The organism is Paenibacillus sp. MZ04-78.2 (assembly GCF_024213375.1).
GTDB lineage: Bacteria > Bacillota > Bacilli > Paenibacillales > NBRC-103111 > Paenibacillus_G.
In genome coordinates, this window is sequence record NZ_JANAVJ010000008.1 from 81,867 (window position 1) to 106,586 (window position 24,720).

Genomic DNA, 24,720 nt, shown 5'->3' on the forward strand with positions numbered 1-24,720 from the left:
GCCGGAACCTTGAAGGGCTCAAGGTTCCGGTTTATAGTTTCAGTGCATGGCTCGCGCCGCCCGCGATGAATTTATAGCCTACGCCATGGACGTTGATAATATATTTCGGATTCGACGGGTCCGGCTCGATTTTCTTGCGAAGGTTGCTGACATGTACGATAATCGTTCTCGTATCGTTGAAGCTTTCCTGTCCCCAAATTTCGCGGAACAGCTGCTCATGGCTGAAGGTCTGCTCCGGACGCGAAGCGAGAAAGCTGAGCAGATCGAATTCTTTGCGGGACAACGTTACTTCTTGCCCGTTCACCTTCACCACACGGCTTAACCGGTCGATCCGCAAATGGCCGACGACCAGCTTGTCGGGCTGTCCTCCCGCCTGCTCCGCCGAAGCCAAATGCGGCCTTCGCAAATGGGCGCGTACCCGGGCCATCAGCTCGTTCGGGCTGAAAGGCTTCGTAATATAATCGTCGCCGCCCAGATTCAATCCGGCGATTTTATCCGCTTCGTCTTTTTTGCAGCTCAAAAATAAGATCGGCACGGGAGAAACCGCCCGAAGCTCCCGGCATACTTCAAAGCCATTTCGTCCCGGCAGAAGCACGTCCAGTATCGCCAGATCCGGCCGCTCCGCCTCCGCAATCTGAAGCGCTTCTTCGCCGCTGGTTGCGAGCAGGACACGGTAATTGTTTTTTTCCAAGTAAAGACGGATCACTTCCCGAATCTCAGGATCATCTTCCACAACCAACACTGTTTGCTCCGTCATCCGTTTCACCACCGCATCGAAGTAGTACCCTGGTCCTAAGAAGAGAATAAACAATTGGACTGCCGCCGGTCAAGCTTTTTTTGGAAGAATGGCGACGGGGATCGTGAAACAGAATGTGGTTCCTCGTCCCGGTTCGGTGCGTTCGACCCAGATGCGCCCCTCATGGTACTCGATGATTTCTCTGGATATGGAAAGCCCGAGCCCTTTGCCGCCCGCAGCCGAATTGCGAGATCGATTGCTGGTATAGAACCGGTCGAACACGTAAGGCAAATCCTGTTCGTTAATGCCGCCCCCCGTATCGCTGACCTGGCACAGCAGTTGTTCTCCGTCGTCGACCATTTCTACATGAATGGAGCCGCCTTCCGGCGTGAACTTGATCGCGTTGAAGATCAAATTGCTGAACACCTGATGCAGCCGCTCCAGATCGACATCCACCGCGGAATATTCACGCGCTTGATCGTCTCCCCCGGTCCGGAGCGTCAGCGAATAATGAATTCCTGCATTGCGCGTATCCAGCTCGTAGCGGCTGAACAGCAGCTCGATCAGGCGGTCGGTGCGCATGAGCTGCTTTTTGAAGGTCACCTGTCTCGCTTCAAGCTGGGAGAGCTGAAACAGGTCCTCGATTAACCGGTCCATGCTGATGACTTTGCTGTGAATAAGCCGCAAATAGCGCTCTTTCTGCTCCTCCGTATCCACGATGCCGTCCAGCACGGCCTCCAAGTAGCACTGGATCGTCGTCAGCGGCGTGCCCAAATCGTGCGATATATTGCTGAGCAGCCGGCTTCGGGACTTCTCCATCCGCGACAGCTCGTCGTTTTTCAGCTGCAGCTCCAAATTCGCCTGCTCCAGATCGGCCGTCCGTTCCTTGATCTTATCGTGCAGCCCGCTGTTCAACTGCGTCAAAGCGGCCGAAAGCTTCTCCTCGCTCCCATACCCCCGCGACAGCCTGACCGACAGCAGCACCGACTGGGAGAAAATAAAGATCAACAAGCCAAAGGCGGACATCTTGTCCGTCGTCTGTATCAGTTCGTGAGCGTACAGCATATCATTGACGAGTGTAGCCGCAAAGATCAAGCTGGCGAGCAGCAACAGCCCTCCGCCTTCCCTTTTGCGTAAAAAGGCGAGCACGATGATGCATAAAATGTAACAGACACCCGCCACCACAATCAGCTGCAGGACGATCAGCCATTTCGTAATCAGCATGGTTGGCAGCAGCGGAATGGCAACGGCGTATGCCAACGCTACCGCGCAGAAATACGTCGTTATTTTCCGCGAGCTTTCCCTCGGATACATGCTGGCGAAAAACAAGACGAACAGCGGCATGCTTACATCCGCCGTCACATATTCCAAAATCAGCGCCAGCGTCCAATCGAAGCGGGGAAACGCCTGAGTCATGACCATTTCCCCGATCAACGCCATGCGCAGGCAGAATACAAGGCAAAATAATCCGAAATAAAGCATGGCCAGCTCTTTCGTTCGTACGACGAACAGGCCGAGATGATAAAGCCCCATGATCAGCAAGCAGCCGATCAGCAGCGTATCGAAGCCGACCGCCAGCTGCTTCGCCCTCGCCACCGACTCGAACAGGCCGAACTCGATCGGCTGCCGGATGCCGCCCTTCTCGTGCGAATAGTTCGATACTTGAAGAACCAGCACCAGCTCGTTCGTATGGGTGTGAGCGACGGCCAACTGGGTTGAAAAATGAGGCTTCGATTCCGGCTCGGACTTGCTTGCGGTTCCGGCGGACGCGATTTCCTTTCCGTTCACCCAGAGCTTATAAGACGTATAGATCGGGGGAAGCCTTAGAGCGAGTATCCGCTCATGATCAGACAACAAAATCTTGAGACGGTACGTGGCGTACCCTTCGCCCGTCAGCATCTTTCCGTCCTTCGTCGTGCCGTTCCATGAACCCGGAAGACTGGCGTAGCCGGGCGCTCCGAAGCGTTCTGCCGCCAAGTCATCGGGGTGCCTGAATTCGTTCCAATAAAATTCCCACTCGCCATTCAGCGGAAGATGCCCTTTCCGGTCCCAATTCCATTCCCGCAGATCCAATTCGCCCTGAACCGCCTTCGGCGAATTGCCGAAGGTGAAGAACAACCGTTCTCCCGCAATCAGCCCTACGATCAAAAAAACGACAATCGTTAAAAATGCGGCAATCCGCCTCGATATTCGTTCCAGCGGCATGTGCTAGCTCACGCTCCCCCGGCTTCGAGATACCGGCGGATGCCGCTTGCGATTCTTTCAGCCAATTTCGTCGGTATTTTCAGTTGAAAATTTAAACCTATCTCTTCCCATTGTGCCTGAATTTTCCGAACTGAACAAGGGAGAAAATACTATAGTCTTTTCTTCCTGTTTCAAGGCAGATTCTTGCCGCTTTCTGTCCTATATAAAACAGCCCGGCGTAATCCGCCGGGCCGGGTAACAGCTCAATGAATAACATATGCAGTATGATAGCTTACGCTCTTTAGTACATTTCCATAGCTTGCTTACTTGCTTTGGTAAGATAGGGCGAAATCCAAGGTGCCGCCGGAGCGGTCGATCAATACCAGGTCGGCCTTTCCATTGCCGTCGACGTCCCGGATCATCAGATTCACGCCGCTTCCCGGCGTTCCCCAAGGCCCGAAGGTGGGAAGCTGCTTCCACTCCCAGTCTTCCTCCCTTAAATAGACGGTGCAGTTCATCGTCTCCGGGTCCCAGCGGAGCGCGTCTTCCCGGCCGTCCCCGTTGAAGTCCCCGAGCCGGATCAAACCGTCTTCAATCGGGAGATTAAGGTCCACCCGGTTCAGCTCCCACTTCATGTCGACGAAATCCGGCTGAAGCTGAATGCCGCCCGAGGCGCTGTCTTTAGAGGCAAACAGCGCGGGGCCGTCCTCCATGCGAACCTGAAACTCCTGTTTCATTTCGCTTCGGAGCTTATACGGTTTAATCGGCTTCAGCTCCTTCCCCTGGATTCGCCAGCCGTATAGTTGAAGCTTATCTTTCGTTAGTCCGGCCACAACCACTTCGCCGTTCGATAACGGGAGCGTGTATAAGGAGCTCCAAGCTTTGGCTTCAATTTTCCAGCTCTGCGCCAGCTTGAACTGCCGTCCGTCCGATACATAGCGGTCCAAGCGCCCGCCCGGATTCGCAGTCCAGAAGCCGCCCGGTCCTTCCGCATCTTTGCCGCTGACGACGGCTGCAGCCCCGTTCGCATATTCCGCCTGCCCCCATCGCACCGGCGCCGGCTGCTCCTCATTGCGCAGCCCCTTGTAACGGCCGGGAATCACGCTGATCTCCCCATTCGCCGAATTCCACTGTACCGTATCGGCTTGCCCGTCGCCGTCGACATCCCCGAGAAAAACGTTCTGCTTTCCCCCCGGCAGCAGCTTGACGCTCTGAGCAGGCGTGAACGGAACATAGTCGTGGATGGAGTGGAAGGCGTACCCTTTCGCCCGGATGCCGGCAACGAGCTTTTGCAGCACGCTCTTATTCTGCTCGGGGTATCGGAATTCCGGAAGGCCGTCCCGCATGACCTTTTCGCCTCCCGGCTTCAGGACAGGGGTCAAGTATTTAAACTCAAGAAAGGGATGATAAAAAAAGGAAACCACGTTATTCGTTTGACCGATCCGGTCTAAAATCATTTTCTCGTCGTTATTGGAAGGTATGTAATCGTATGGTGTCGGAACGTAAGCGGCGCCAAGCGTCGAACTGCCGTAGCCGGTATTGCGCTGATTCCAATAAAAGACGCCTTCGGCATTGCGGTGAGACTGTACCTCCGCCTGATAGTTCAGGCCGAAGTAAGAGCGGAACACCTGATCCTGTTCTGCGGTGGTATGGTAATGCGGCCCCTCCCAGAACTGAGGCTTCAGGCCCGCACGCTCGAATATGGCAAGCCCGGCTTTTACACGCGGTTCCGCATACGATGCCTTCATCGTTTCTTCTACATCCTCCACTTGGAACTCGTTGCCGATCCCCGATTCGTGGTGTCCGTCATCACGGCGCACGTTGCCGACTTGGTGCGTATAGCCGTGCATGCCCATGACCGCGCCGCTGTCCGAAGCCTGCTGGAGCACCTTGCGGAAAGCTGCCGCGTATGGATTGTCCTCCTGGTCAAGAGATACGTCGTACCGCGATCCATCCGGGGGCAGATTGATCCAGCGGGGAATCACCGCGATATGATACGCCACCTTCTGGTCGCGCAAATATTCCAGCACGGTTCTCAGCTTGCCAAGCTCCTCAAGCGAAGCATATTGTCCGCCGGGACCGATGTCCTCCAGCCGCATCAAGACGAATTTGGGCGTACGAGCCTCGCCTTCTACGGTAATAATCCGAGACGCCGACAGCAGGAGCATAAGCACGATTAAAGAAATAACAAAACGTAGCCATTTTGAATGGCGCAAATAGGTCATCGGGTATCCCGGGCTCCCTTCTGGGCTGTGTAAATCTATACCCGATTGTAACAGATTTCGCGCCGGGCGAGTATGTTTTTTTGCGGCAAACAGGATGAAAGCACGGCTTATTCTCCCTATGGTCCTCCCCCCTGCCGACGGACCTAAACGGCTCTGCGCCGCCCGAATCATATGAAGAACGAAAAAAACGAGAGAGGGGTGCTTTCGACGCATGGAAAACCAATTGAAAGCGATAACGAAAGAGCTGACGGACCTGCATAAGCGATATGCCGGAATTTCCCTAAGCTTTGCCGCCCTTGAGCGGAAATTGTCGGCAATGGAACACCGCATGACTACGCTTGAAACCGAGTTCGCGAGGCAAGTCCCCTTTCTGCCGGAAGAAGCCTGCCCGCCTGCCCGCCCCTGAATCCCGTTCAGGTTGCCCTCAGGCGTATTTTTAATCTGTTACGATGGGGGCAAGCATGATATAATGAATCGAATGCGACAGGCAGGTGATATCAAAATATGCAAAAAATCCCAGTCATTCGTGATAAAAAAAGTTCTGACATCATCATCATCCCTTCCGATGAAGTCGTTAAAATCGAATGCATACGGGATAAAGAATATATCATTCATACGGTTTCCGATAAATATTACTGGGCAGCGTCGCTGGAAGCTTTCGAAGAGTGGCTGTACGAGGAAGGCTTTCGCCTGATCGATCAGATGAATGTGGTCAATATGAACCACGTCACGGAGTACGAGCCTCGCAAAGGAATCGTCACATTGCAGCACGGTTCTACGCCCCATTATAAAACCGCTTCCGCCGCTTGGATTCACGGCGAGCATATTGCCAACGTCATGAATCTGCTGGGCAAGATGAAGGACCTCGACAAAGGCATCGTCGACGACGAAGCCGACCGCATCTTCGAGAACGTGCTGGCCCAGGAAGACGATCATCGGTTCGCCCGGTCCTACGCGATGATCAAAGCGCTGTATGATAAGAAAAAGACTGAACTGCTGCTTGAAGAAAGCGAGCTGCGCTATAAATCGCTGTTCGAGCATAATCCCGATCCGATCTGCTCGCTGAACCTGTCGGGCCTCATTACGAGCGTGAACCCCGCCATGTTCGGCGTCACCGGCTACGCGGAAGCGGATTTGCTTCACCGCACGATCAATCCGCTTATTCTGCCGGAAGATTATACGCGGTGGCTCGATCATTTCGAGGAAACGCTCAACGGCATGACCCCTCATTATGAGATTACGTTTGTGCGCAAGGACGGCAACCCGGTCGAGCTCAGCGTATATAACTTTCCAATCTTCGTCAACAAACAAATTGCCGGAGTTTATATGATCGGTCAAGACATCAGCGAACGCAAGCGGGCCGAGGAAATGATTCTCCGCTCCGAGAAGCTGTCGATCGTCGGCCAGTTAGCCGCCGGGGTCGCTCATGAAATCCGCAATCCGCTAACCTCGCTTAAAGGCTTCGTCCAACTGCTTCAAGGCAAGGTAAACGGCTACGACAATTACTTCGAAATTATGATCGACGAGCTGGAACGGATCAATTTTATCGTAAGCGAGTTTCTGGTCATCGCGAAGCCGCAAGTCGTCAAGTACCAGCCGAAGAACGCCTTCATCATTCTGGAAAATACGATAATGCTGCTCGGCTCTCAAGCGATGATCCATAATGTCGACATCGTCACGGAAGCGGACGACGATCTTCCCGAAATCAATTGTGACGAGAATCAAATCAAGCAGGTATTTATCAACATTCTGAACAACTCCATCGATGCCATGCCGGAAGGCGGACAAATCCGCGCCGAATTCCGCAAAATGGAGGGCGGAAAGCTGCTGATGCGGTTTACCGATCAAGGCTGCGGCATTCCGGAAGACCGAATTCCCCGACTGGGGGAACCGTTCTATACGACGAAGGAGAAGGGCACCGGACTCGGCCTGATGGTCACCTTTAAAATTATCGAAAATCACGGGGGCAGCATGAAGATACGCAGCGAGCAAGGAAAAGGCACGACCGTAGACATTTATATGCAGGGCGTCCGAAAGATCCGGTCTTAGCAAGCGTGACGGAAGCCCGACGGCTTAGCCGATCTTCGGAATGAAAAACTACACCCGGAGTCATAAAAATTCCCCTCCGGCTGATCGTCGCGAGACTTTCTTCCGAAGGGGATCTTGCCCGAATAGGCGAAGAGAGCGCAATATTCACTTTTGCGCCATATTCGTCAATTTACCGGTTCAACAAGCTGCCAACGTAACGCAGCAGTTCATTGGCAGAAGCGGTCGTGTAGCCGTGCTCCTCGACAAGACGCTTGATGACCTCGTTGATCCGCTTTAACTGGTTTTCGTCGGGTGTTTTGGTGGATGTCGTAATTTTGACGATGTCCTTCAGATCGGCGAACAGCTTCTTCTCGATCGCTTCGCGCAGCCGCTCGTGGCTGCTGTAGTCAAACCGCTTCCCTTTGCGCGAATACGACGACATCCGGATCAGTATCTCCTCGCGGAACGCTTTCTTCGCATTTTCCGAAATGCCGATCTGCTCTTCGATGGAACGCATCAGCCTTTCGTCCGGGTCCATCTCTTCGCCGGTCAGCGGGTCCTTGATTTTGGTCCAGTTGCAGTACGCCTCGATGTTGTCCAGGTAGTTGTTGAACAATGTCTTCGCCGACTCGTCGAACGAGTAGACGAACGCTTTTTGCACCTCTTTCTTGGCCAGCTCGTCATACTCCTTGCGTGCGATGGAGATGAAGTTCAAGTACCGCTCCCGCTCCTCCTTCGTAATAGACGGGTGCTGGTCCAGACCGTCCTTGAGCGCCCGCAACACATCCAGCGCATTAATAAATTCCAAGCCTTGCCGGATCAGCGCGCTGGAAATCCGGTTGATGACATAGCGGGGATCGATTCCGCTCATGCCTTCCTCCAAATATTCGCTCTGCATCTCCTTCAAATCCGCTTCCTTGTACCCTTCGACCTCTTCACCGTCGTACATGCGCATTTTTTTAACGAGATCCATCCCCTGCTTCTTGGATTCCTTCAAGCGGGACAAAATCGAGAAAATCGCCGCGGCCCTTAGCGAGTGAGGCGCGATATGCACATGCTTCATGTCGCTTTGCTTAATCAGCTTGTCGTAAATTTTCTCTTCGTCCGATACCTTCAAATTGTAAGGAATCGGCATCACGATCATCCGCGATTGGAGCGCTTCGTTCTTTTTATTGGCAATAAACGATTTATATTCGGATTCGTTCGTGTGGGCAATAATGAGCTCGTCTGCCGAAATCAAAGCGAACCGTCCGGCTTTGAAGTTGCCTTCCTGCGTGAGGGACAGCAGGTTCCACAGAAACTTCTCGTCGCATTTCAGCATCTCCTGAAACTCCATCAAGCCCCGGTTGGCCTTATTCAGCTCTCCGTCGAAACGGTAAGCCCGCGGATCGGATTCCGAGCCGTACTCGGTAATCGTGGAGAAGTCGATGCTCCCCGTCAGATCAGCGATATCCTGCGATTTCGGATCGGACGGACTGAACGTCCCGATGCCTACGCGGTTGTCTTCGGACAGCAGCACGCGCTCCACCAGCACGTTTTCGATGCGTCCCTCATATTCATCCCGCAGCCGGATTTGGCAGGAGGGGCACAGATTGCCCTCAATTCTCACGCCGAACTCCTGCTCGACCTCGCTTCTCAGCTCATGCGGAATTAAGTGCAAAGGCTCCTCGTGCATCGGGCAGCCTTTGATCGCATATACAGCGCCTTGATCCGTGCGCGAAAACTGCTCAAGCCCACGCTTGAGTATCGTGACGATGGTCGACTTCCCCCCGCTGACGGGCCCCATCAAAAGCAAGATCCGCTTGCGGACATCCAACCGACGCGCCGCCGAATGGAAATATTCTTCCACCAGCTTCTCAATCGCCGAATCGAGCCCGAAGATCTCTTTTTCGAAAAAGTTATACTTTCGACGCCCGTTTTCCTCCAGAATGCCGTGGGAGGCAATCATTTCGTACACCCGTGCATGCGCCGTCATAGCCAAATGCGGATGCTGGCGGAGCAGCTCGATGTACTCGGCAAAGGTTCCGGTCCAGGCCAGCCTTTCGGTTTCCGTGCGAAAGTCGGCGATTTTCTTGAATAGATTCATGATCTTGACCTCCTGAGGGTTTTGCGCTAAGCAAAACCAGCTTCCGGCTTCTTCTACGGATTTGAAGTGTAATAATACCTATGCAGAAAGCAAAGGGAAGTTGACCGAAAATTTCTGACAAAATCGGAAAAGAAGCACGTGGGCTTGTCTGGACGGATAAGCGAAAAGAAAGGCGAAACGGAGGGATTTTCTAAGTGCGGCGGGAGGTACGTACAGGGTACGCCGGAATTTCCGGCGAGCCGGGGAGCCGTTACGGGCGCCCCTCGACTTGGAGACGCCGGACGGCTTCTTTGCGCGCCCGATGCAGTCTTGTTTTGATCGTCGTCAGCGGGAGCTTTAAAAAGGAGGCGATTTCGCCGGGCTTCATTTCGTATTTTGCCTTAAGCAGCAGCACATCCCGAAACGGCAACGGCATCTCCAAAATTTTCCCGAACATTTCGCGGCTATCCTCACGCTTCAAATACTCCTCCTCCGCGGACGTATGGGCCTTCTCCGTCTCGATCCTGTCCATAACCGTAACTTTGCGAAAATAGGGGCTTCTCTGATAATCCAACACGGTATTGCGAGTGATCGTGAGCAACCACGCCCGGACGGAGCCGTCGCCCCGAAACGAAGCGATTCGGCGGTAAGCTTTCAAAAATACATCCTGGGTAATATCGTCGGCCACATCGTGTTTATGTGTTAATCCGTAGGCATAGCTCCATACCTCGCGGCGGTACTGTTCCATCCATGATCTAAAAAGAGCCTCATCCTTGGAGGACGAGTGATTTTCCAAGTTACGACAATTGCTGGTTTGTTCTAATTTTTGCGGCATTTCTATCCAAGCCTCCCCCAACAAACGAGCGCTTCCGGAGCGCTTTTTTTCTTTATTATGAACTCCATTGCTTAAAGATGAACTACGAAAAGTTAACGAAATTCTTAAGATTTCCTATATAAAAACGAAGAAAAAACGCGCCGCCCCCTTTAGGTTCGACACGTTTCATGCACATTTCCATTTTTTTAAAAATTAGCCTTCTCTCCCCGGATATTCAGGCGCACCGTAAAGACGGTCCGCTCCTCGTCGCTCGATGCGAAAATGGTTCCTCCGTGCAGCTCGACGATACTTTTGGCGATGGCCAAGCCGATGCCGGAACCCCCGGTATGCGTTGCGCGGGATTTCTCCACGCGGTAAAACCGCTCGAAAATAAGAGGCAGATCCGTTTGCGGAATCGACTCGCCGTAATTGATAATTTGGATCACGGCTTCGCCTCCTTCCTTGAAGCCTATTACCTCAAGATATTTCCCTTCACTTCCGTACTTGATCGCATTGGAGATCAAATTCTCGAATACCCTTCGAAGCTTGTTGCCGTCGGCCATAACCAGCAGCTGCGACTCAAAAAAGGTCATATGCTGCTCGATCCCAGCCTCCTGAAGCTGCAGCTGGAACTGCGCGAAAAGCTGGCGCATCATCTCGACCAGATTGATCGGAGCTTTCTGGATCGTCGCCCCCGTAATATTGCTTAAGCGGGTATATTCGAACAAATCCTGTATCAATTGATGCAGCCTCTGCGATTCCTCGTATGCCATGTTGACATAATAACGCAGCTCCACTTCGTCCCGGTAACGGTCCTGCTCGATCAGACCAAGATATCCGGTAATCGAGGTGAGCGGAGTCCGCAGATCGTGGGATACGTTCGTAATCAATTCGTTCTTGGTGGACTCGGCCCGCCGTTCTTCGTCAATCGACGTTTTGAGCCGCTCGACGACCTGGTTGATGTTCCAGGCCAGTTGGCCCAGTTCGCCGATGGACTGCACAGGCACTTTATGAGCGAAGTCGCCGGCGGCGATCCGCTGCACGTCCTCGATAATATGGATCAGGTATCTGTGGTTGCGGGCATCTTTTTCTCGCTTGAAAAAATATAAGGCCGACAGCATAAACAAAGGCAGCCCCGCAAGAAAGTAAATTTCCGGAGAACCGATAGAAGAATTAATCCATCTGAATAGCAAATCTAAAGACAGCTGAGACAGCTTGGAAAAGTAAATCGACTTGGCGATTATCTCCATTACTAACAGCACGACCATGGTCGTTAATGCGCTCCAGAAGAGCGGTACCGCGACTCTCCAGTCAGTTCTCAATTTTGTATCCTACCCCCCACACCGTGTGAATCAGCTTTTCTCCCGCCATTTCCTTTTCCAGCTTCTCGCGCAGCCGGCTGATATGCACCGTGACGGAGTTGTTCGCCTCGAAATATTTTTCTTTCCAGATCAGCTCGAAAATTTCCTCCGATCCGAAAACCCGGCCCGGATGGCTGGCAAGCAAAAATAAAATGCCAAACTCGATCGGCGTCAGTTTGATCGAGCGGTCGTCGATCGAGACGGCATGGTTGCGTTTATCGATTTGCATCGATTTGATCTTGATAGTCCCTTCCGCATCCGGCTGAGCCGTCTGCGCGCTGAAATACGACCGCCGCAGCAGCGACTTGACCCGCGCCATCAACTCAAGCGGGTTAAAGGGCTTGCCCATATAATCGTCGGCCCCCGTCATCAGGCCTAAAATTTTGTCCATATCCTCGTCCTTGGCGCTGAGCATCAGGATCGGCGTCGTCTTGTCCTCGCGGATTTTGCGGCAAACCTCCATCCCGTCCAATTCGGGCATCATCACGTCCAGTATGACCAGATGGACGGTCTCTTCCTCAATCCGTCTTATGGCGTCGATTCCATTATGCTCCTTAATAACCTCGTAGCCTTCATTTTTCAAATAAATTTCAAGCAAATTCGCGATTTTATGATCGTCGTCGACGATGAGGATGCGTTTATTCATTCAAATCTACCTTCCTTAACCGGTTAGTTTAACGGCAGATTACCACGTTCCGGGAAGGAAATCAACGACTTGGCATTTCTTGGCGCCGTATGGCCATACGGATGTCTTCCTTCCTCATGCGGCGGACATATCGTTTCTCCTCCTCTCTCTGGCTGCAACCGACCAATCGTCCCGGCTTGGCTCACGGATTTCATAGTAAAGTGCACTTCCTTACTTTACCGCCTGTTCGTTAACCGAAAGCTAAGCAAAGCTTACGAAAAGGTTACATTTCCTTGCTAAAATCTAACAATACCCGGCAAGTCTTGATTCCTTAGTCAGCTCAAACAATCGCGAACTATTCGGAAGGCGTGTCATATAAGCGGCGAAATTTCGATTGGAGATTCAGCAGGGCGGCGAGCTACGAATACATTCATCCGGTTGTCGGGGATGTGGAATTGCGAGGTTCAAAATAAAAAACGACGGGGTCCTTGGTGAACAAGGAACCTCCGCCGTGAACTAACCGATGGCCGCGAACTTGATGCATACGGGCTTGGATACATCCAGTCTGTCCCCCGTAGGCAGAATCTTCCCGGTAACCGCGTCCCGCGCGAACGTCACGATTTGATTCGAATCCCGGTTGGCTACGAGCACAAAGCGTCCGTCCGGCGAAAGAGCGAAGTTCCGCGGATGTCCGCCAAGCGTCGAAGCATGCTCGACAAGCGTGAGTTTGCCGGTCGAGGAATCGATGGCGTACACCGCTATGCTGTCATGTCCGCGATTGGAGCCGTACAGAAATTTGCCGTCCGGTGAGACGTGAATATCGGCGCAAGCATTGTCCGCTTCATAAGAAGCGGGCAGCGTCGGGACGGTCTGTATTTCGCCGAGCTTGCCCTCCTCCGGATCGTAGGAGAATGCCGTGATCGTCGAACCCAGCTCGTTGATGACGTAGCCGTAAGGGAGCGACGGATGAAATGCAAAATGCCGCGGTCCCGACCCGGGCGCCACCCGAACCTCGTCATGAGGAAGCAGCTTTCCGGCTGCGACGTCCAATTTATAGATAAAGAGGCGATCCAGCCCCAAGTCGGAGACGACCGCGTAGCGGTTGGCACGGTCGACGAATACGGAATGCGCGCGCGCCTGATTTTGCACGGGCAGGACGCTGGAGCCTTCGTGCCGGCGGATGTCCGCGGTCTTGCCTATGCGTCCGTCCTCCAGCAGCGGAGACAGCCCGACCATGCCGCCGTGGTAGCTTGCCGCCATGATGTATCCGCGCGTACGGTCCAAAATAATGTGACACGTGGTCGCCGGCACCGTCAGCTCCTTGCCGAGCAGCGACAGCTTGCCGGTCTCGGGATCGAACCCGTATGCTGCGGCGGCCCCGCAGCGCTTGCCTTCGGAATCGGCTGCTTCCGTGATGGCATATAGCTTCAAGCCCTCCACATTCACATCCAGAAACGTCGGATTTTGCAGCCCGTCCGTTTGATCCGTCAGTTCGAGTCTTCCGGTATCGGGATCGAATTTGCAGGCGTACAAGCCCGGATCGGCCGCATCCGCATACGATCCCAAAAAAGCGAAGATCTTCTTCTTGCTCTCCATCCAAACACCTCTCTATCTCATTCATGTCCTATAGGCATTATCGCAAATCCGCCGCCCTCAGGCAACCGGCTCGCTTCCCGCGTATTCGCTAGGCGCAAGGTAAAGAGGACCTCCCATAATGGAAGGTCCATCAAGTCTAAATAAATGTCGCATAGCAGGGCGCTTTCCGACACGCCTCAGGTTAGTATGCGCTGCTCGACTGCTCGCCCTTGACGATCGATACGCCGGAGCTGGAGCCGATCCGGGTAGCCCCCGCTTGAACCATCGCCTTGACATCCTCCAGGCTGCGCACGCCGCCGGACGCCTTCACTCCGATGTCCGGGCCTACCGTTTTGCGCATCAGCGCGATATCCTCTATCGTAGCTCCGCCGGTGGAAAAGCCCGTCGACGTTTTCACGAAATCCGCGCCGGCCTTCACCGCCAAACGGCAGGCCCGCTCCTTCTCTTCGTCGGTCAAGAGGCAGGTTTCGATGATGACCTTCGTCAGCGCCTTGCCTTTGGCCGCTTCGACGACGGCCCGGATGTCCTGCTCCACCAGATCGTCCTGCTTATCCTTGAGCGCTCCGATATTAATCACCATATCGACTTCCGTCGCTCCGGCAGCGATCGCTTCCCGGACTTCGAACGCCTTCACTTCCGGTGTCGTCGCCCCCAGCGGAAAGCCGATGACCGTGCATACCTTCACGTCGGGCGTGTCCTTCAGCACTTCATAAGCCGTCTTCACCTGTGCCGGGTTGACGCATACCGAGGCGAAACGGTATTGCTTCGCTTCCTCCGCCAACCGGATCACCGCCTCACGGCTGGCATCGGCTTTTAGTAAGGTATGGTCGATTAATCGGGCGATTTCGTTTATTGTCATCTGCTTTACTCCTCCGTTCGTTTTTCAACCCTCGAAACCAAGATTAATGAATTTCCGCGTGCACCAGAACCGGACGCTCCACTTTGCCGGAGGCGATGGTGTACGATTCGTAGATGCTCTCAATCACGTCATCCACCGTTTCGCGATTGCTGTGAATAGTAACAAGCGTATCCCCGGGCTTCACTTCGTCGCCGATTTTTTTGTGCAGCATCAAGCCGACGCTCAGATCGATCTCGGATTCCTTCGTTGCGCGTCCCGCGCCCAAGATCATCGCCGCGGTGCCGATGCTGTCGGCAACGATCTCCGAGACATAGCCCGCTTCCTTCGCTTTCACCTCGATACGGTATGCGGAAGTCGGCAGCTTGGACGGGTCGTCTACGATCGACGCGTCTCCTCCCTGCGCGGCAATGAATGCTTTAAACGTCTCCAATGCCCGGCCGCTGGAAATCGCTTCCTCCAGCTTGCTCCGCGCTTCGCTCACACTAGCAGCCTGCTTTGCCAAATATACCATATGACTGCCAAGCGTCAAGCATAGTTCGTGCAAATCTTCGGGACCTTCCCCGCGCAGCGTATCGATCGCTTCCTTCACTTCGAGCGCATTGCCGATCGCAAAGCCGAGCGGCTGATTCATATCGGAAATGACCGCCATCGTATTACGTCCCACGTTGTTGCCGATGTCCACCATCGCCTTCGCCAGCGCCTTGGCGCTGTCCAAGTCTTTCATAAACGCACCGGCGCCCACTTTGACATCCAGTACGATGGCATCGGAACCGGAGGCGATCTTTTTACTCATGATCGAGCTGGCCATCAGCGGAATCGAATTGACCGTCCCGGTCACATCGCGAAGCGCATAAATCTTTTTGTCCGCCGGGGTCAGGTTTCCGGTCGGCCCAGTCACCGCAACTTTCACTTCGTTCACTTGCTTGATAAACTGCTCGCTGCTGATTTCGGCCTGGAATCCCGGAATCGCTTCGAACTTGTCCACCGTGCCGCCGGTATGGCCGAGTCCGCGCCCGGACAGCTTTGCTACGGGAACGCCTACCGCAGCGACGAGCGGCGCAAGAACGATCGTCGTCGTATCGCCGACGCCTCCGGTGCTGTGCTTGTCCACTTTAATGCCTTCGATAGCGGACAGATCGATCGTATCTCCCGACGCCACCATAGCCATCGTCATATTCGCCGTCTCCATCGGGGTCATGCCGCGGAAGAAGGCCGCCATCAGAAACGAGGACATCTGGTAATCCGGGATCGTTCCGTTCGTATAGCCTTGCACGATGAAATCAATTTCCGTCTTGCTAAGCTCGTGATCGTCACGCTTGCGGGCAATCAAATCAACCATTCTCATGTTTCTCGTCTCCCCGTGTTTAGTATAGTCATCGAATATTTTATAGGAACAGCCCGATGAGCGTGGCCGACAAAATCGAGGCCAGCGTCGAGCCGAGCAGCAGCTTTAAGCCGAACTGCGCGACCTCGTCTCCCCGCTTGTCGTTCAGCGCTTTCACCGCGCCGGTGATAATGCCGATGGAGCTGAAATTTGCAAAGCTGACCAGGAACACCGAGACAATCCCGGCCGTACGGACCGACAAACCCGAAGCGATATCCTTGAAGCTGAGCATCGCAACGAATTCGTTGGTCACAAGCTTCGTCGCCATGATGCCTCCCGCCTGCACGGCTTCGCTCCATGGAATGCCCATTACGAACGCAACCGGTGCGAAAATATACCCCAGCACGGATTGGAACGAAATGTGGAAGATCAGATCGAATACGTAGTTGATCATATTCATCAAAGCGATAAAACCGATGAGCATCGCGCCCACGATAATCGCCACTTTGAAGCCGTCCATGATGCTTTCACTGATCATCTGGAAGAACGATTCCTTCGGATGATGCTCCTCGTCGGCCACTACCGTCGCTTTTTCTTCCTCCGGATCGAGCTTGTACGGGTTAATAATGTTGGCGACAATCAGCGCTGAGAAAATGTTCAGCACGATGGCGACCACGACGTACTTCGGTTCAAGCATCGTCATGAATGCTCCGACGATCGAGATGCTGACCGCGCTCATCGCCGATGTGCAAAGCGTGTACAGCCGCTGCTTCGTGACCTGGTTGAGCTGCTTCTTCGTCGTCAGGAAAACTTCCGATTGACCGAGCAGTGCGGCGGAAACCGCCACATAGTTTTCCAGCCGGCCCATGCCGTTCAATTTGCTGAGCGCCAGCCCTACATATTTGATGACGAACGGCAGCACCTTCACATAGTTCAGGATGCCGATCAGAATCGAAATAAATATGATTGGCAGCAGCACGTTGATGAAAAAGGTGGAAGCGCCCTGATTTTCCAAGCCGCCGAACACGAAGTTGACGCCGCCTACCCCGAATTCCATCAGCTTGTTGAACAATTGGGAGACGAATGTGATCAGTTCCAGACCGATCTTCGTATTCAATATGATGAAGCTCAGCACAATTTGCGTAACGAGCATAGCCAGAATCGGTCTGCTGCGAATTCCTTTCCGGTTGTTGCTGAACAAATACCCCACTGCAAACACCAGCAGCAATCCGGTCACTACAAATAAAAATTTCATTGGAATTCCTCCAGCCTCGTCTAATTTGGCACGTAAAGAGAAATTAATTGTTGTTTGAAAGCGTTAGCAATCAATGCAAAAAAACTTCAACATCGAACACGAAGATGGAACAACGGGTCTGTACGATGCTGCCATTTTTAGCATTTCCTTTGCCATGAAGTTTTTATGTGCTTTAAATCCGATTTGTTTCGAAGCGGCTTCGACTACAATTTAACTATAACAAGCGTTTGAACAAATGTAAACATATTAATGAACCTCTGTTCTTTCCAACAAAGCAATTTTGAACAGATTGTGGAATAACTTTGTGATTCTTATTGTTAGCTTCCTGATTACGGTTCCAAATCCCCTGCTTCTCGATCATTTGTATGGTTTATCATTCACATTCGTTCTTCGATTAGAAGAAAAGAAACCATCCAAGCTTATGCCCGGACGGTTCCTTACCCCTTTAGCGGGATATCGAATCTGATCAATTGCGTTATCCTTCTTGCTCCAGCAATATTTTGGCCGTATATTGATCTGTTACCAGCACATTGGCATACTGCGCTTTCAATGCGCCGCGGATGCCTTCGACTTTTTTCAAGCCGCCTGCGATGAGAATCGACTGGTCTTTTGTCTTGAGCTCGTGCAGCTCAATCCCAATCGTGCGGGCATTCAGCGTCTCGTTGCAAATGGCGCCGTTCTTATCGAAGAACCGGGAAGCGATATCCCCTACCGCATGGTCGGCGATCAGCTGCATATCCTGCTCCGTGAAATAGCCGAGCTGGAACAGCAGCGAACCCGTCCTTGGCACGCCTACCGTGAACAAAGCGATATTCGCCTGCTTTCCCATGTCAAGCAGCTTCCGGATATGGCGGTCCGCCTCAATCGCCTGCTTCACCACCACGTGGTCGACGATGGCCGGCAGCGGCAGCTGGTAAGGCGTCGCATCGAATGCCATCCCGAACAAATGAAGCGTTTCCGAGGCGTAGGTCTTCTTCTCGGAATGGCTGACGCCGCCTTTCAGCTGGACGATTCGGACGTCCTTCAGCGCTTTATGCTCCAGATGCGTCGCCACCTGGTAAATGGTCGTCCCCCAGATGGTGCCGATAATGTCGCCGTCCTGGACGATTTCCCTCAAATAATCCGCCGTCAGCTTGCCCAAATACTGCTTGATCACATGATCCTCGAACAACGGGATGGACGCAACCAGCGCCCGCTTCAGTCCGAACTTCTCTTCCAACTGCTCGCTCAAAATTTTGCGGTCCTCGGTCGGGTCCGAGATGCGAATCTCGACGATTCCTTCCTCTTTGGCCTGCTGCAGCAGACGGGAGACGGTCGGCCGGGAAACCTCCAGCTTGTTCGCGATATCCTGTTGGCTATAATCCAGCAAATAGTATAGCTTGGCGGCCTCGATCATTTTTTTCAGCTTCACTTGTTCCATAAAGCCCCCGATCTCCATCCCTGAACACTTTACCATGTATTGTGACACAAATGTCCGCCGCACCGCAAGCGTTTAGCTCGAAAATGCGGTACGGTCCTTTCCTCCGTTCAAGGTATGGTATAATAACCCTACCCTATCACCACAAGCAAAAAAGGAGGCGCGGCCCCTTGGCTATCAAAAGTGAAACGGAGCTGTACGCCCCCGTTAAAGCCCACTTGGAGCAGCTTGGGTACACCGTGCGCGGCGAGGTGCGTCATTGCGATCTGGTCGCCATCCGCGGAGAGGAGCCTCCGGTCATCGTCGAACTGAAAAAAAGCTTCTCGGTCCCGCTCCTGCTGCAAGCGATCGACCGTCTGCGGATCAGTCGTTTCGTATACGTCGCATTCGAACGGCCGGCCAAAGGACGCGCCCCGCATGGCGCCAGTTGGCCGGAGCTCCGCAGACTGTGCGGCATGCTCGGCCTCGGCATGATCGTCGTGCAGTTCTATAAAACGCGCAAGCCACGGGTCGAGGTCGAATGTCATCCGCCGGACGGGTCCGGGCTCGCGATGCCGTTCAAAATGCCCAGACATAACAAATATGCGGCCGGCAAGCTGATGCGGGAATTTCAGGAACGCCGGGCCGATTATAACGTCGGCGGCAGCACCAAGCGAAAGCTCGTCACCGCTTACCGCGAAAAGTCGCTTCATCTCGCGGCGCTGCTGCACACCCATGGCCCCATGAGCCCCAAACAGTTGCGCGACCTGACAGGCAATGCCCAAGCCGCAGGCATGCTCCAGAAAAACGTATACCTGTGGTTCGAACGCGTAGCCCGCGGCGTATACAAGCTCACCCCGCAAGGAGAAGCGGCGCTGCAAACTTTTGCCCACGTCGTAGAGGCTTACATCCCGGCCGCAGGGGCGGAAGCGCAGCCCAAAAACATGGAAGCGGCGGCGGATACCGCCGAAGCCCCCCAAGTCCATGTCCTGCAAAATGCATAAATCGTTCGGGCAGCGGGTATGTATAGAGTGATAGACTACCGTGCAGAAAGGACGTGCGCCATGAAACCGTTCGTTCGGGTTCTCTTCGCGTTATGTCTTGCTGTGCTTGCGTCGACATTGTCACTTTTCACCCCTGCCCTATCACTGCCTGCGCAAGCCGCTTCTTCCATTCGCATTCCCGTGCTCAACTACCACAGCATTACCGTCGATCCCGGCAACCGGGCGACCATCGCACCGGACAAATTCGAAGCGCAGATGCGCTACTTGGCTGACGAAGGCTACACGACGCTCACGCTCCAGCAATTCACCGATATCCTCGAAGGCAAACAAAAACCGCCGGAAAGACCGATCCTGCTCACGTTTGACGACGGCTATGCAGACAACTACGAACACGCTTATCCGCTGCTCAAAAAGTTGAAATTTCACGCCACATTATTTATGGTCCCGGGGTTTGTAGGCGACGGTTATTATTTGGATTGGGAGCAGGTCAAAACGATGAAAGAGGCCGGTTGGAACATTCAGCCGCACAGCATGAGCCACCTGCACTTGCCGAAGCTGAATGCCAAGAAGCAAGCGTATGAAATGACCGAATCCAAGCGGCTGATCGAGAAACAGCTCGGCACAACGGCCGATATTTTTTGTTATCCGTATGGCGAGTCCAACCGGACAACCTTGAATTTGTTAAAAGAGAATAAATTTCGATATGCGTTCACCATCGATCAGGGGTGGGCTTCGTCCGATCAGGACCGGCTCAAGTTAAAACGTCTGTTCGTCAACGGAGAAGCATCGATGAAAGCCTGGAAGCAACTGCTGGAGCCGTCCAAATCTTGACTTCCCCTTCCATGACCGGGAAGCAAACGCAAGGGACCAGAGCGATCCCCTAAATGGAAACGGCTTTGGTCCCTCTACTTATGCGCCGTGACTTAAACGAAGACCGCGGTGTTCGCTTTCCTCTTTAACAGCTCTTTATGAATCCATATCGCCGCCTGCGAGCCCTCGCCCATCGCGATCGTGACCTGCTCCGAGTGTACTCCGATATCCCCCGCCGCCCAGACGCCGGGAACGTTCGTCATCTTGGTGCGTGGATCGGTGACGATATGACGGTTCTCCAGCCGTTCGATACCGAGCGCCGCCGTCCATCCGGTGTGCACTTCGTTGCCGCCAAAAGCGATAAAGCCGCGCTCTCCCTCGATCGTCCGGCCATCCGACAAACGTGCGCCGTCGAACCGGGCATCCGGTCCTCCGATCACCTCGGCAATTTCCGCTTCAACATGCGTTATGCCCGCTTCCATCAGCTTGTCCGCATACCCGCTGCCCACCGCTTGCCGTTCGTGATTAACGTAAATAATCCGGTCGGTCCAATAGCGCAGAGCAAGCGCCATTCCCGCTCCCGTATCGCCCGATCCCATCACTACGGTCAGCTTCCCGGAGACTTCGTAGCCGTCGCAGTCAGGACACACGTAAATACTGATACCAAGCCGTTCTTCCAGCCCGGGCAGTGGCGGGAAGCGGTCCAGTACGCCGGTTGCCGCAAGCAGCGTCTCGGTGTGGACGGCTCCGCCCCCATCGGCAAGCGCGATTCGAAATCCGCTGCCGTTCTTTGCCGCCGCTACAGCCTCATCGCGGCGAAATTCCACCCCGAGCTGCTCGGCATGCTGCCGTCCGAGATTGCGAAGCTCTTGGCCGGAGACTCCATCGGGCCAACCGAGCACGTTGTGGTAGCTGCGGCACAGCGTTGAGCGTCCTCGCCCTTTGTCGATCACCAGCACGCGATGCCGGTATCGTCCAAGCTGAATGGCCGCCTGCAAGCCAGCGATGCCCCCTCCGACGACGATGCAATCGTACATGATCTACGCCCCTTTGTTATTCGTTACCTTAGCATCCCCCCGCTGTCCAAGATTCCATTCCATCCGTTTCCTAAGGAGTATGAAAAAAGCTTCCTCTTCAATCAAGAGGAAGCTGAGGTCATATTTTTATTAGGTTTTCCTTTCAATCCTGTTTCGGATCAAACCGTATAGTTGATAACCCGTTGTACTGGCCAAGACAATGAATAGGGGCATAACCGAAAAATTATATCGATATTCAGGTACGAAAGCTAAGCGGATCAATGACATTGTAATAATCACAGCTGCAAGCATTATTTTTTGTTCTTTCCATCGAAGGAACGAAATCAGGATCGCTGCTGCTCCAAACCAGACAATAGCATCATGTAGCATATCTGACAACGGAATAACGTTGTATAACGGTGCATGGCCCCCTCCATAATACATTTGGGAATACAGATATTCCAACTTTCCAAATGTATACCACCATAGGAAAAGGCCCGGATATTGGGTAAAACCGACAATTAGCCGTTCCTTTGTAATTTCCATTTCGGTTTTTCCAGTACGATCGACCATGTTATCTTCGTAATTATTATATGGGAATGTTCCAGCCATAAGTGGATTTGTTTGAGTAGCGAGCGGAATGAATTCATGCAACGTTACGGCATTGCGAATCCACCAAGGTGAAAGTACCAACACAATTCCGAGCAAACTCCATAATAACATGATCCCGACTCGTCGATCTCGTTGCTGCCACCACCTTATTGCATAGAGTACGAAAATAACGGGTAAAAACTCGGGGCGTACCAATACAGTAAGACCCATTAAAATACCTGAAATAAGTGAATGACGCCGAGAAGATGAATCAAATGCGTAAAGCTGCCAAAGTATATATCCCATAAAAAAGAAAGTGCCAAGAACTTCAGTTAAAACTGCACCGTTTGCCCATATGAAAGGTGGATAAATCGCTGTAACAAATACCGTTAGAAGAGCTACTAACCCGTTTTTTGCCAGCTTTCGTGTTAAGCCATAAATCATTACAAGCGTACACATACTCAGCAATATTTGAACATATCGAGTCAAAGCAAGAGGATTCCAATTCAATTTTTCAGCTATGATGTAATTTAGGGCGACAAAAAGCGGATAACCTGGCGTAACATACGCGTTTGGAGTTGTACTGTTATACCCATAAAATCCCTTTTCGATTAATTGGCGGGCCAACTTAGAATAATTCTCTGCATCTAGTGACATTTCATGTGAAACACTTTGAACAAATTTAACACGAAGATACAAAGCAAGAATTAAAATAAGAGCAAAACACGCCCAATGAATGATCCGTTTATAACTCATAGAATTTTTATCCTGTCTCATTAAATCCTCCATTTTGGCTTCTTTTTATAATAATTAACTCAAGCAGCCACTTCATCAATATATTGTTGCTCCTTTCTTCTGCTGTAATCCAGTATAATTACGAAATGTTACGGCATGTTAGCCGGACGATTACGGAACCCTTAAATGATTCTTAATGAAAATTAAGCAAACCGCAAATAAAAAAGACCGATTAACGGTCTTTTTTTATTTGCGGTTCTTGTGAGGAAACTTGATATAGAGGAAGTCTGGTTTCAAATGCGGTTTCTCTCCGGTCACTGCGTACGGATATGCGTCCTCCGTGAAGTTCAATAATACTTTTGGTGATGGCCAGTCCCAATCCGGTTCCACCGTTTTGCGAAGACCGGGATTTGTCCGCGCGGTAAAACCGTTCGAATACATAAGGCAAGTCCCTTTCCGGAATGGCTTCCCCGTAATTGATGATTTCTACGACAGCCTCGCCGCCCGTACTGCCGATCCGAATATCGATGTATTTGCCGCCGCTGCCGTAGCGGATTGCATTGGAAATTATGTTCTCGTAAGCGCGCATCAATTGGCGGCCGTCGGCTTCCACATAGATGCTGTCATCTCCAGAGGCCAACCTGCACGACATACCGGCTTTTTTGAATTGGGGGTTAAATTCCTCCGTCAATTGTTTCAGGAAGCCGATGATGTTCACTTTTTTCATATGAAGCTTGATGCCTTCGTCGCTCAGTGATGTATATTCGAAAAGATGATCGATCAGCTTTTTTAAATTTTTCGTTTTTTCATAGGCGATTTTTGTGTAATACCGAAGTTCCACCTCGTCTTTATAGCGGTCCGTCTCAATCAGCTCCAAATACCCGAGAACCGAGGTGAGCGGAGTGCGCAGATCGTGCGATACCCCGGTGATCAATTCATTTTTGGTTCTTTCGGCCTTTCGTTCTTCTTCAATCGATTTTCGCAGTTTCTTCGTCATCCGGTTGAAATGAACAGCCAAAGCTCCCAGCTCGTCCGAAGATTGGGTCGTAATCTCATACGACAAATTTCCTTGCGATATTTCCTGAAGCCCCCGTGTAATCTCCTCCAAATAATCGAACATTTTTCTGCTGAATAGGAAGAAATAAATCAGGAACAGCAGAATGCCGACTGCAACCAGAACGGGCAGGGAGCCGATATGATTGACGACCCATTTGATCGGGGTATCGAACGGCTCCACATCTACCAGCTTAAGCCCCAATCGATAGCCTATAAATGCGGTAACGGAAGCAGAGGCAATACTGAGCGCGAATACAGAAAGAAACTTCCAACGCATGGTGTAGATGAAATTAAACTTCATAGCCAATCCCCGTCCAACGATAGTATTTGCCGCTTATTATTCTATAATATAACCGATTCCCCATACGGTTTTGATATACTGCGGTGAGCTCGGATCTTTTTCGAGTTTTTCCCGGATTTTGCGGATGTGAACCATAATGGTATTGTTCGATTCATAGAAAGGCTCATCCCATACGGATTCGTAAATTTGCTCCATGCTCAGCACGCTGCCGCGGTTTTGGGCAAGTACCTGCAAAATGGCGAATTCGCGCGGCGTCAACCGGATCGGATTATGACCGAGAACCACTTTATGCGTTAACAAATTGATAACGAGGTCATCGATGATAATTTCATTCTCGTTTTTGGCATGGTTCGCATTGAACTGCCTGAACCGGCGAAGCTGCGAATTAACCCGAGCGATCATTTCCAAGGGACTGAACGGCTTGACGACATAATCGTCCGCCCCGATGCTCAGGCCTGTAATTTTATCGATTTCCTGACCTTTCGCGGAAAGCATGATGATCGGCATTTGTTTTTCTTCCCGTATTTTCATGCAGGCTTCAATACCATCCATCCGCGGCATCATCACGTCCAGAATGATTAGATCGACGCTGTGCGTCTGCAAAAGCTCCAAAGCCTCGACGCCGTCGCCTGCGATTAATAAATTATATCCTTCATTTTTTAAGTAAATTTCCAGAAGATTCGTAATCTCCTTCTCGTCGTCAACCAAAAGAATGGTGCCTCTGAACATGGGTCATCCT

At 52.4% G+C, this 24,720-nt stretch carries 20 protein-coding genes; 4 read left to right on the plus strand and 16 right to left on the minus strand.

Going from position 1 to position 24,720, the window contains the following annotated elements:
• Positions 1 to 31 precede the first annotated feature (31 nt).
• The 3 genes from NLX71_RS08805 to NLX71_RS08815 form a co-directional block, all read right to left on the minus strand.
• Entirely contained in the window at positions 32 to 757 is a 726-nt protein-coding gene (locus NLX71_RS08805; protein ID WP_254363240.1) for a response regulator transcription factor, read from the minus strand.
• Between the two features lie 69 nt (positions 758 to 826).
• Positions 827 to 2,941, minus strand: a complete 2,115-nt coding sequence (locus NLX71_RS08810; protein WP_254363241.1) for a sensor histidine kinase — start codon at positions 2,939 to 2,941, stop codon at positions 827 to 829.
• Positions 2,942 to 3,243: 302 nt separating this feature from the next.
• The gene (locus NLX71_RS08815; protein WP_254363242.1) at positions 3,244 to 5,145 is read right to left on the minus strand and encodes a DUF2334 domain-containing protein; all 1,902 of its coding nucleotides are present in this window, start codon (positions 5,143 to 5,145) and stop codon (positions 3,244 to 3,246) included.
• Between the two features lie 211 nt (positions 5,146 to 5,356).
• Here NLX71_RS08815 and NLX71_RS08820 point away from each other — a divergent pair, with 211 nt between their 5' ends.
• Positions 5,357 to 5,551, plus strand: coding sequence for a hypothetical protein (locus tag NLX71_RS08820; protein WP_254363243.1), 195 nt, complete (start codon positions 5,357 to 5,359; stop codon positions 5,549 to 5,551).
• A 98-nt stretch (positions 5,552 to 5,649) separates the two neighbouring features.
• Entirely contained in the window at positions 5,650 to 7,194 is a 1,545-nt protein-coding gene (locus NLX71_RS08825; protein WP_254363244.1) for an ATP-binding protein, read from the plus strand.
• Positions 7,195 to 7,363: 169 nt separating this feature from the next.
• Here the strand turns inward: NLX71_RS08825 and NLX71_RS08830 are convergent, their stop codons facing one another.
• From NLX71_RS08830 to NLX71_RS08870, 9 genes are all read right to left on the minus strand, one after another.
• Positions 7,364 to 9,259, minus strand: coding sequence for a PrkA family serine protein kinase (locus tag NLX71_RS08830; protein ID WP_254363245.1), 1,896 nt, complete (start codon positions 9,257 to 9,259; stop codon positions 7,364 to 7,366).
• Positions 9,260 to 9,509: 250 nt separating this feature from the next.
• Positions 9,510 to 10,073 (minus strand): RNA polymerase sigma factor, encoded by a 564-nt coding sequence (locus NLX71_RS08835; RefSeq protein ID WP_254363246.1) that lies wholly within the window; start codon positions 10,071 to 10,073, stop codon positions 9,510 to 9,512.
• Positions 10,074 to 10,258: 185 nt separating this feature from the next.
• Complete coding sequence (locus NLX71_RS08840) at positions 10,259 to 11,374, minus strand: sensor histidine kinase (protein ID WP_254363247.1); 1,116 nt, start codon at positions 11,372 to 11,374, stop codon at positions 10,259 to 10,261.
• On the minus strand, positions 11,364 to 12,059 hold the full coding sequence (locus tag NLX71_RS08845; protein WP_254363248.1) for a response regulator transcription factor: 696 nt from the start codon (positions 12,057 to 12,059) through the stop codon (positions 11,364 to 11,366). The genes NLX71_RS08840 and NLX71_RS08845 overlap by 11 nt, the downstream gene beginning before the upstream one ends.
• A gap of 495 nt (positions 12,060 to 12,554) precedes the next feature.
• Positions 12,555 to 13,634, minus strand: a complete 1,080-nt coding sequence (locus tag NLX71_RS08850; protein WP_254363249.1) for a lactonase family protein — start codon at positions 13,632 to 13,634, stop codon at positions 12,555 to 12,557.
• Positions 13,635 to 13,815: 181 nt separating this feature from the next.
• Positions 13,816 to 14,493: a deoxyribose-phosphate aldolase gene (deoC, locus tag NLX71_RS08855; protein ID WP_254363250.1), complete on the minus strand. Its 678-nt coding sequence runs from the start codon at positions 14,491 to 14,493 to the stop codon at positions 13,816 to 13,818.
• A 43-nt stretch (positions 14,494 to 14,536) separates the two neighbouring features.
• Complete coding sequence (locus NLX71_RS08860) at positions 14,537 to 15,838, minus strand: pyrimidine-nucleoside phosphorylase (protein ID WP_254363251.1); 1,302 nt, start codon at positions 15,836 to 15,838, stop codon at positions 14,537 to 14,539.
• 40 nt (positions 15,839 to 15,878) lie between these two features.
• Complete coding sequence (locus NLX71_RS08865; RefSeq protein WP_254363252.1) at positions 15,879 to 17,072, minus strand: NupC/NupG family nucleoside CNT transporter; 1,194 nt, start codon at positions 17,070 to 17,072, stop codon at positions 15,879 to 15,881.
• A 475-nt stretch (positions 17,073 to 17,547) separates the two neighbouring features.
• Positions 17,548 to 18,492, minus strand: a complete 945-nt coding sequence (locus NLX71_RS08870) for a DNA-binding transcriptional repressor DeoR (RefSeq protein WP_254363253.1) — start codon at positions 18,490 to 18,492, stop codon at positions 17,548 to 17,550.
• Positions 18,493 to 18,659: 167 nt separating this feature from the next.
• Here NLX71_RS08870 and NLX71_RS08875 point away from each other — a divergent pair, with 167 nt between their 5' ends.
• Entirely contained in the window at positions 18,660 to 19,472 is an 813-nt protein-coding gene (locus NLX71_RS08875) for a DUF2161 domain-containing phosphodiesterase (protein WP_254363254.1), read from the plus strand.
• Between the two features lie 60 nt (positions 19,473 to 19,532).
• On the plus strand, positions 19,533 to 20,303 hold the full coding sequence (locus tag NLX71_RS08880; RefSeq protein WP_254363255.1) for a polysaccharide deacetylase family protein: 771 nt from the start codon (positions 19,533 to 19,535) through the stop codon (positions 20,301 to 20,303).
• Between the two features lie 92 nt (positions 20,304 to 20,395).
• Here NLX71_RS08880 and NLX71_RS08885 read toward each other — a convergent pair whose 3' ends face one another.
• From NLX71_RS08885 to NLX71_RS08900, 4 genes are all read right to left on the minus strand, one after another.
• Positions 20,396 to 21,319, minus strand: a complete 924-nt coding sequence (locus NLX71_RS08885; protein ID WP_254363256.1) for an NAD(P)/FAD-dependent oxidoreductase — start codon at positions 21,317 to 21,319, stop codon at positions 20,396 to 20,398.
• Positions 21,320 to 21,448: 129 nt separating this feature from the next.
• Positions 21,449 to 22,666: an ArnT family glycosyltransferase gene (locus tag NLX71_RS08890; protein WP_254363257.1), complete on the minus strand. Its 1,218-nt coding sequence runs from the start codon at positions 22,664 to 22,666 to the stop codon at positions 21,449 to 21,451.
• A 190-nt stretch (positions 22,667 to 22,856) separates the two neighbouring features.
• A complete protein-coding gene (locus NLX71_RS08895) occupies positions 22,857 to 23,981 on the minus strand; it encodes a sensor histidine kinase (RefSeq protein WP_254363258.1) in 1,125 nt (374 codons plus the stop codon).
• Positions 23,982 to 24,017: 36 nt separating this feature from the next.
• On the minus strand, positions 24,018 to 24,710 hold the full coding sequence (locus NLX71_RS08900; RefSeq protein WP_254363259.1) for a response regulator transcription factor: 693 nt from the start codon (positions 24,708 to 24,710) through the stop codon (positions 24,018 to 24,020).
• Between the last annotated feature and the right edge of the window lie 10 nt (positions 24,711 to 24,720).

Coding starts and splice junctions, on each gene's coding strand:
- NLX71_RS08880 (WP_254363255.1), top strand. CDS start 19,533: ATGAAACCGTTCGTTCGGGTTCTCTTCGCGTTATGTCTTGCTGTGCTT.
- NLX71_RS08845 (WP_254363248.1), bottom strand. CDS start 12,059: ATGAATAAACGCATCCTCATCGTCGACGACGATCATAAAATCGCGAAT.
- NLX71_RS08805 (WP_254363240.1), bottom strand. CDS start 757: ATGACGGAGCAAACAGTGTTGGTTGTGGAAGATGATCCTGAGATTCGG.
- NLX71_RS08825 (WP_254363244.1), top strand. CDS start 5,650: ATGCAAAAAATCCCAGTCATTCGTGATAAAAAAAGTTCTGACATCATC.
- NLX71_RS08900 (WP_254363259.1), bottom strand. CDS start 24,710: ATGTTCAGAGGCACCATTCTTTTGGTTGACGACGAGAAGGAGATTACG.
- NLX71_RS08810 (WP_254363241.1), bottom strand. CDS start 2,941: ATGCCGCTGGAACGAATATCGAGGCGGATTGCCGCATTTTTAACGATT.
- NLX71_RS08835 (WP_254363246.1), bottom strand. CDS start 10,073: ATGCCGCAAAAATTAGAACAAACCAGCAATTGTCGTAACTTGGAAAAT.
- NLX71_RS08830 (WP_254363245.1), bottom strand. CDS start 9,259: ATGAATCTATTCAAGAAAATCGCCGACTTTCGCACGGAAACCGAAAGG.
- NLX71_RS08820 (WP_254363243.1), top strand. CDS start 5,357: ATGGAAAACCAATTGAAAGCGATAACGAAAGAGCTGACGGACCTGCAT.
- NLX71_RS08885 (WP_254363256.1), bottom strand. CDS start 21,319: ATGTACGATTGCATCGTCGTCGGAGGGGGCATCGCTGGCTTGCAGGCG.
- NLX71_RS08870 (WP_254363253.1), bottom strand. CDS start 18,492: ATGGAACAAGTGAAGCTGAAAAAAATGATCGAGGCCGCCAAGCTATAC.
- NLX71_RS08890 (WP_254363257.1), bottom strand. CDS start 22,666: ATGAGACAGGATAAAAATTCTATGAGTTATAAACGGATCATTCATTGG.
- NLX71_RS08815 (WP_254363242.1), bottom strand. CDS start 5,145: ATGACCTATTTGCGCCATTCAAAATGGCTACGTTTTGTTATTTCTTTA.
- NLX71_RS08860 (WP_254363251.1), bottom strand. CDS start 15,838: ATGAGAATGGTTGATTTGATTGCCCGCAAGCGTGACGATCACGAGCTT.
- NLX71_RS08865 (WP_254363252.1), bottom strand. CDS start 17,072: ATGAAATTTTTATTTGTAGTGACCGGATTGCTGCTGGTGTTTGCAGTG.
- NLX71_RS08895 (WP_254363258.1), bottom strand. CDS start 23,981: ATGAAGTTTAATTTCATCTACACCATGCGTTGGAAGTTTCTTTCTGTA.
- NLX71_RS08850 (WP_254363249.1), bottom strand. CDS start 13,634: ATGGAGAGCAAGAAGAAGATCTTCGCTTTTTTGGGATCGTATGCGGAT.
- deoC (WP_254363250.1), bottom strand. CDS start 14,493: ATGACAATAAACGAAATCGCCCGATTAATCGACCATACCTTACTAAAA.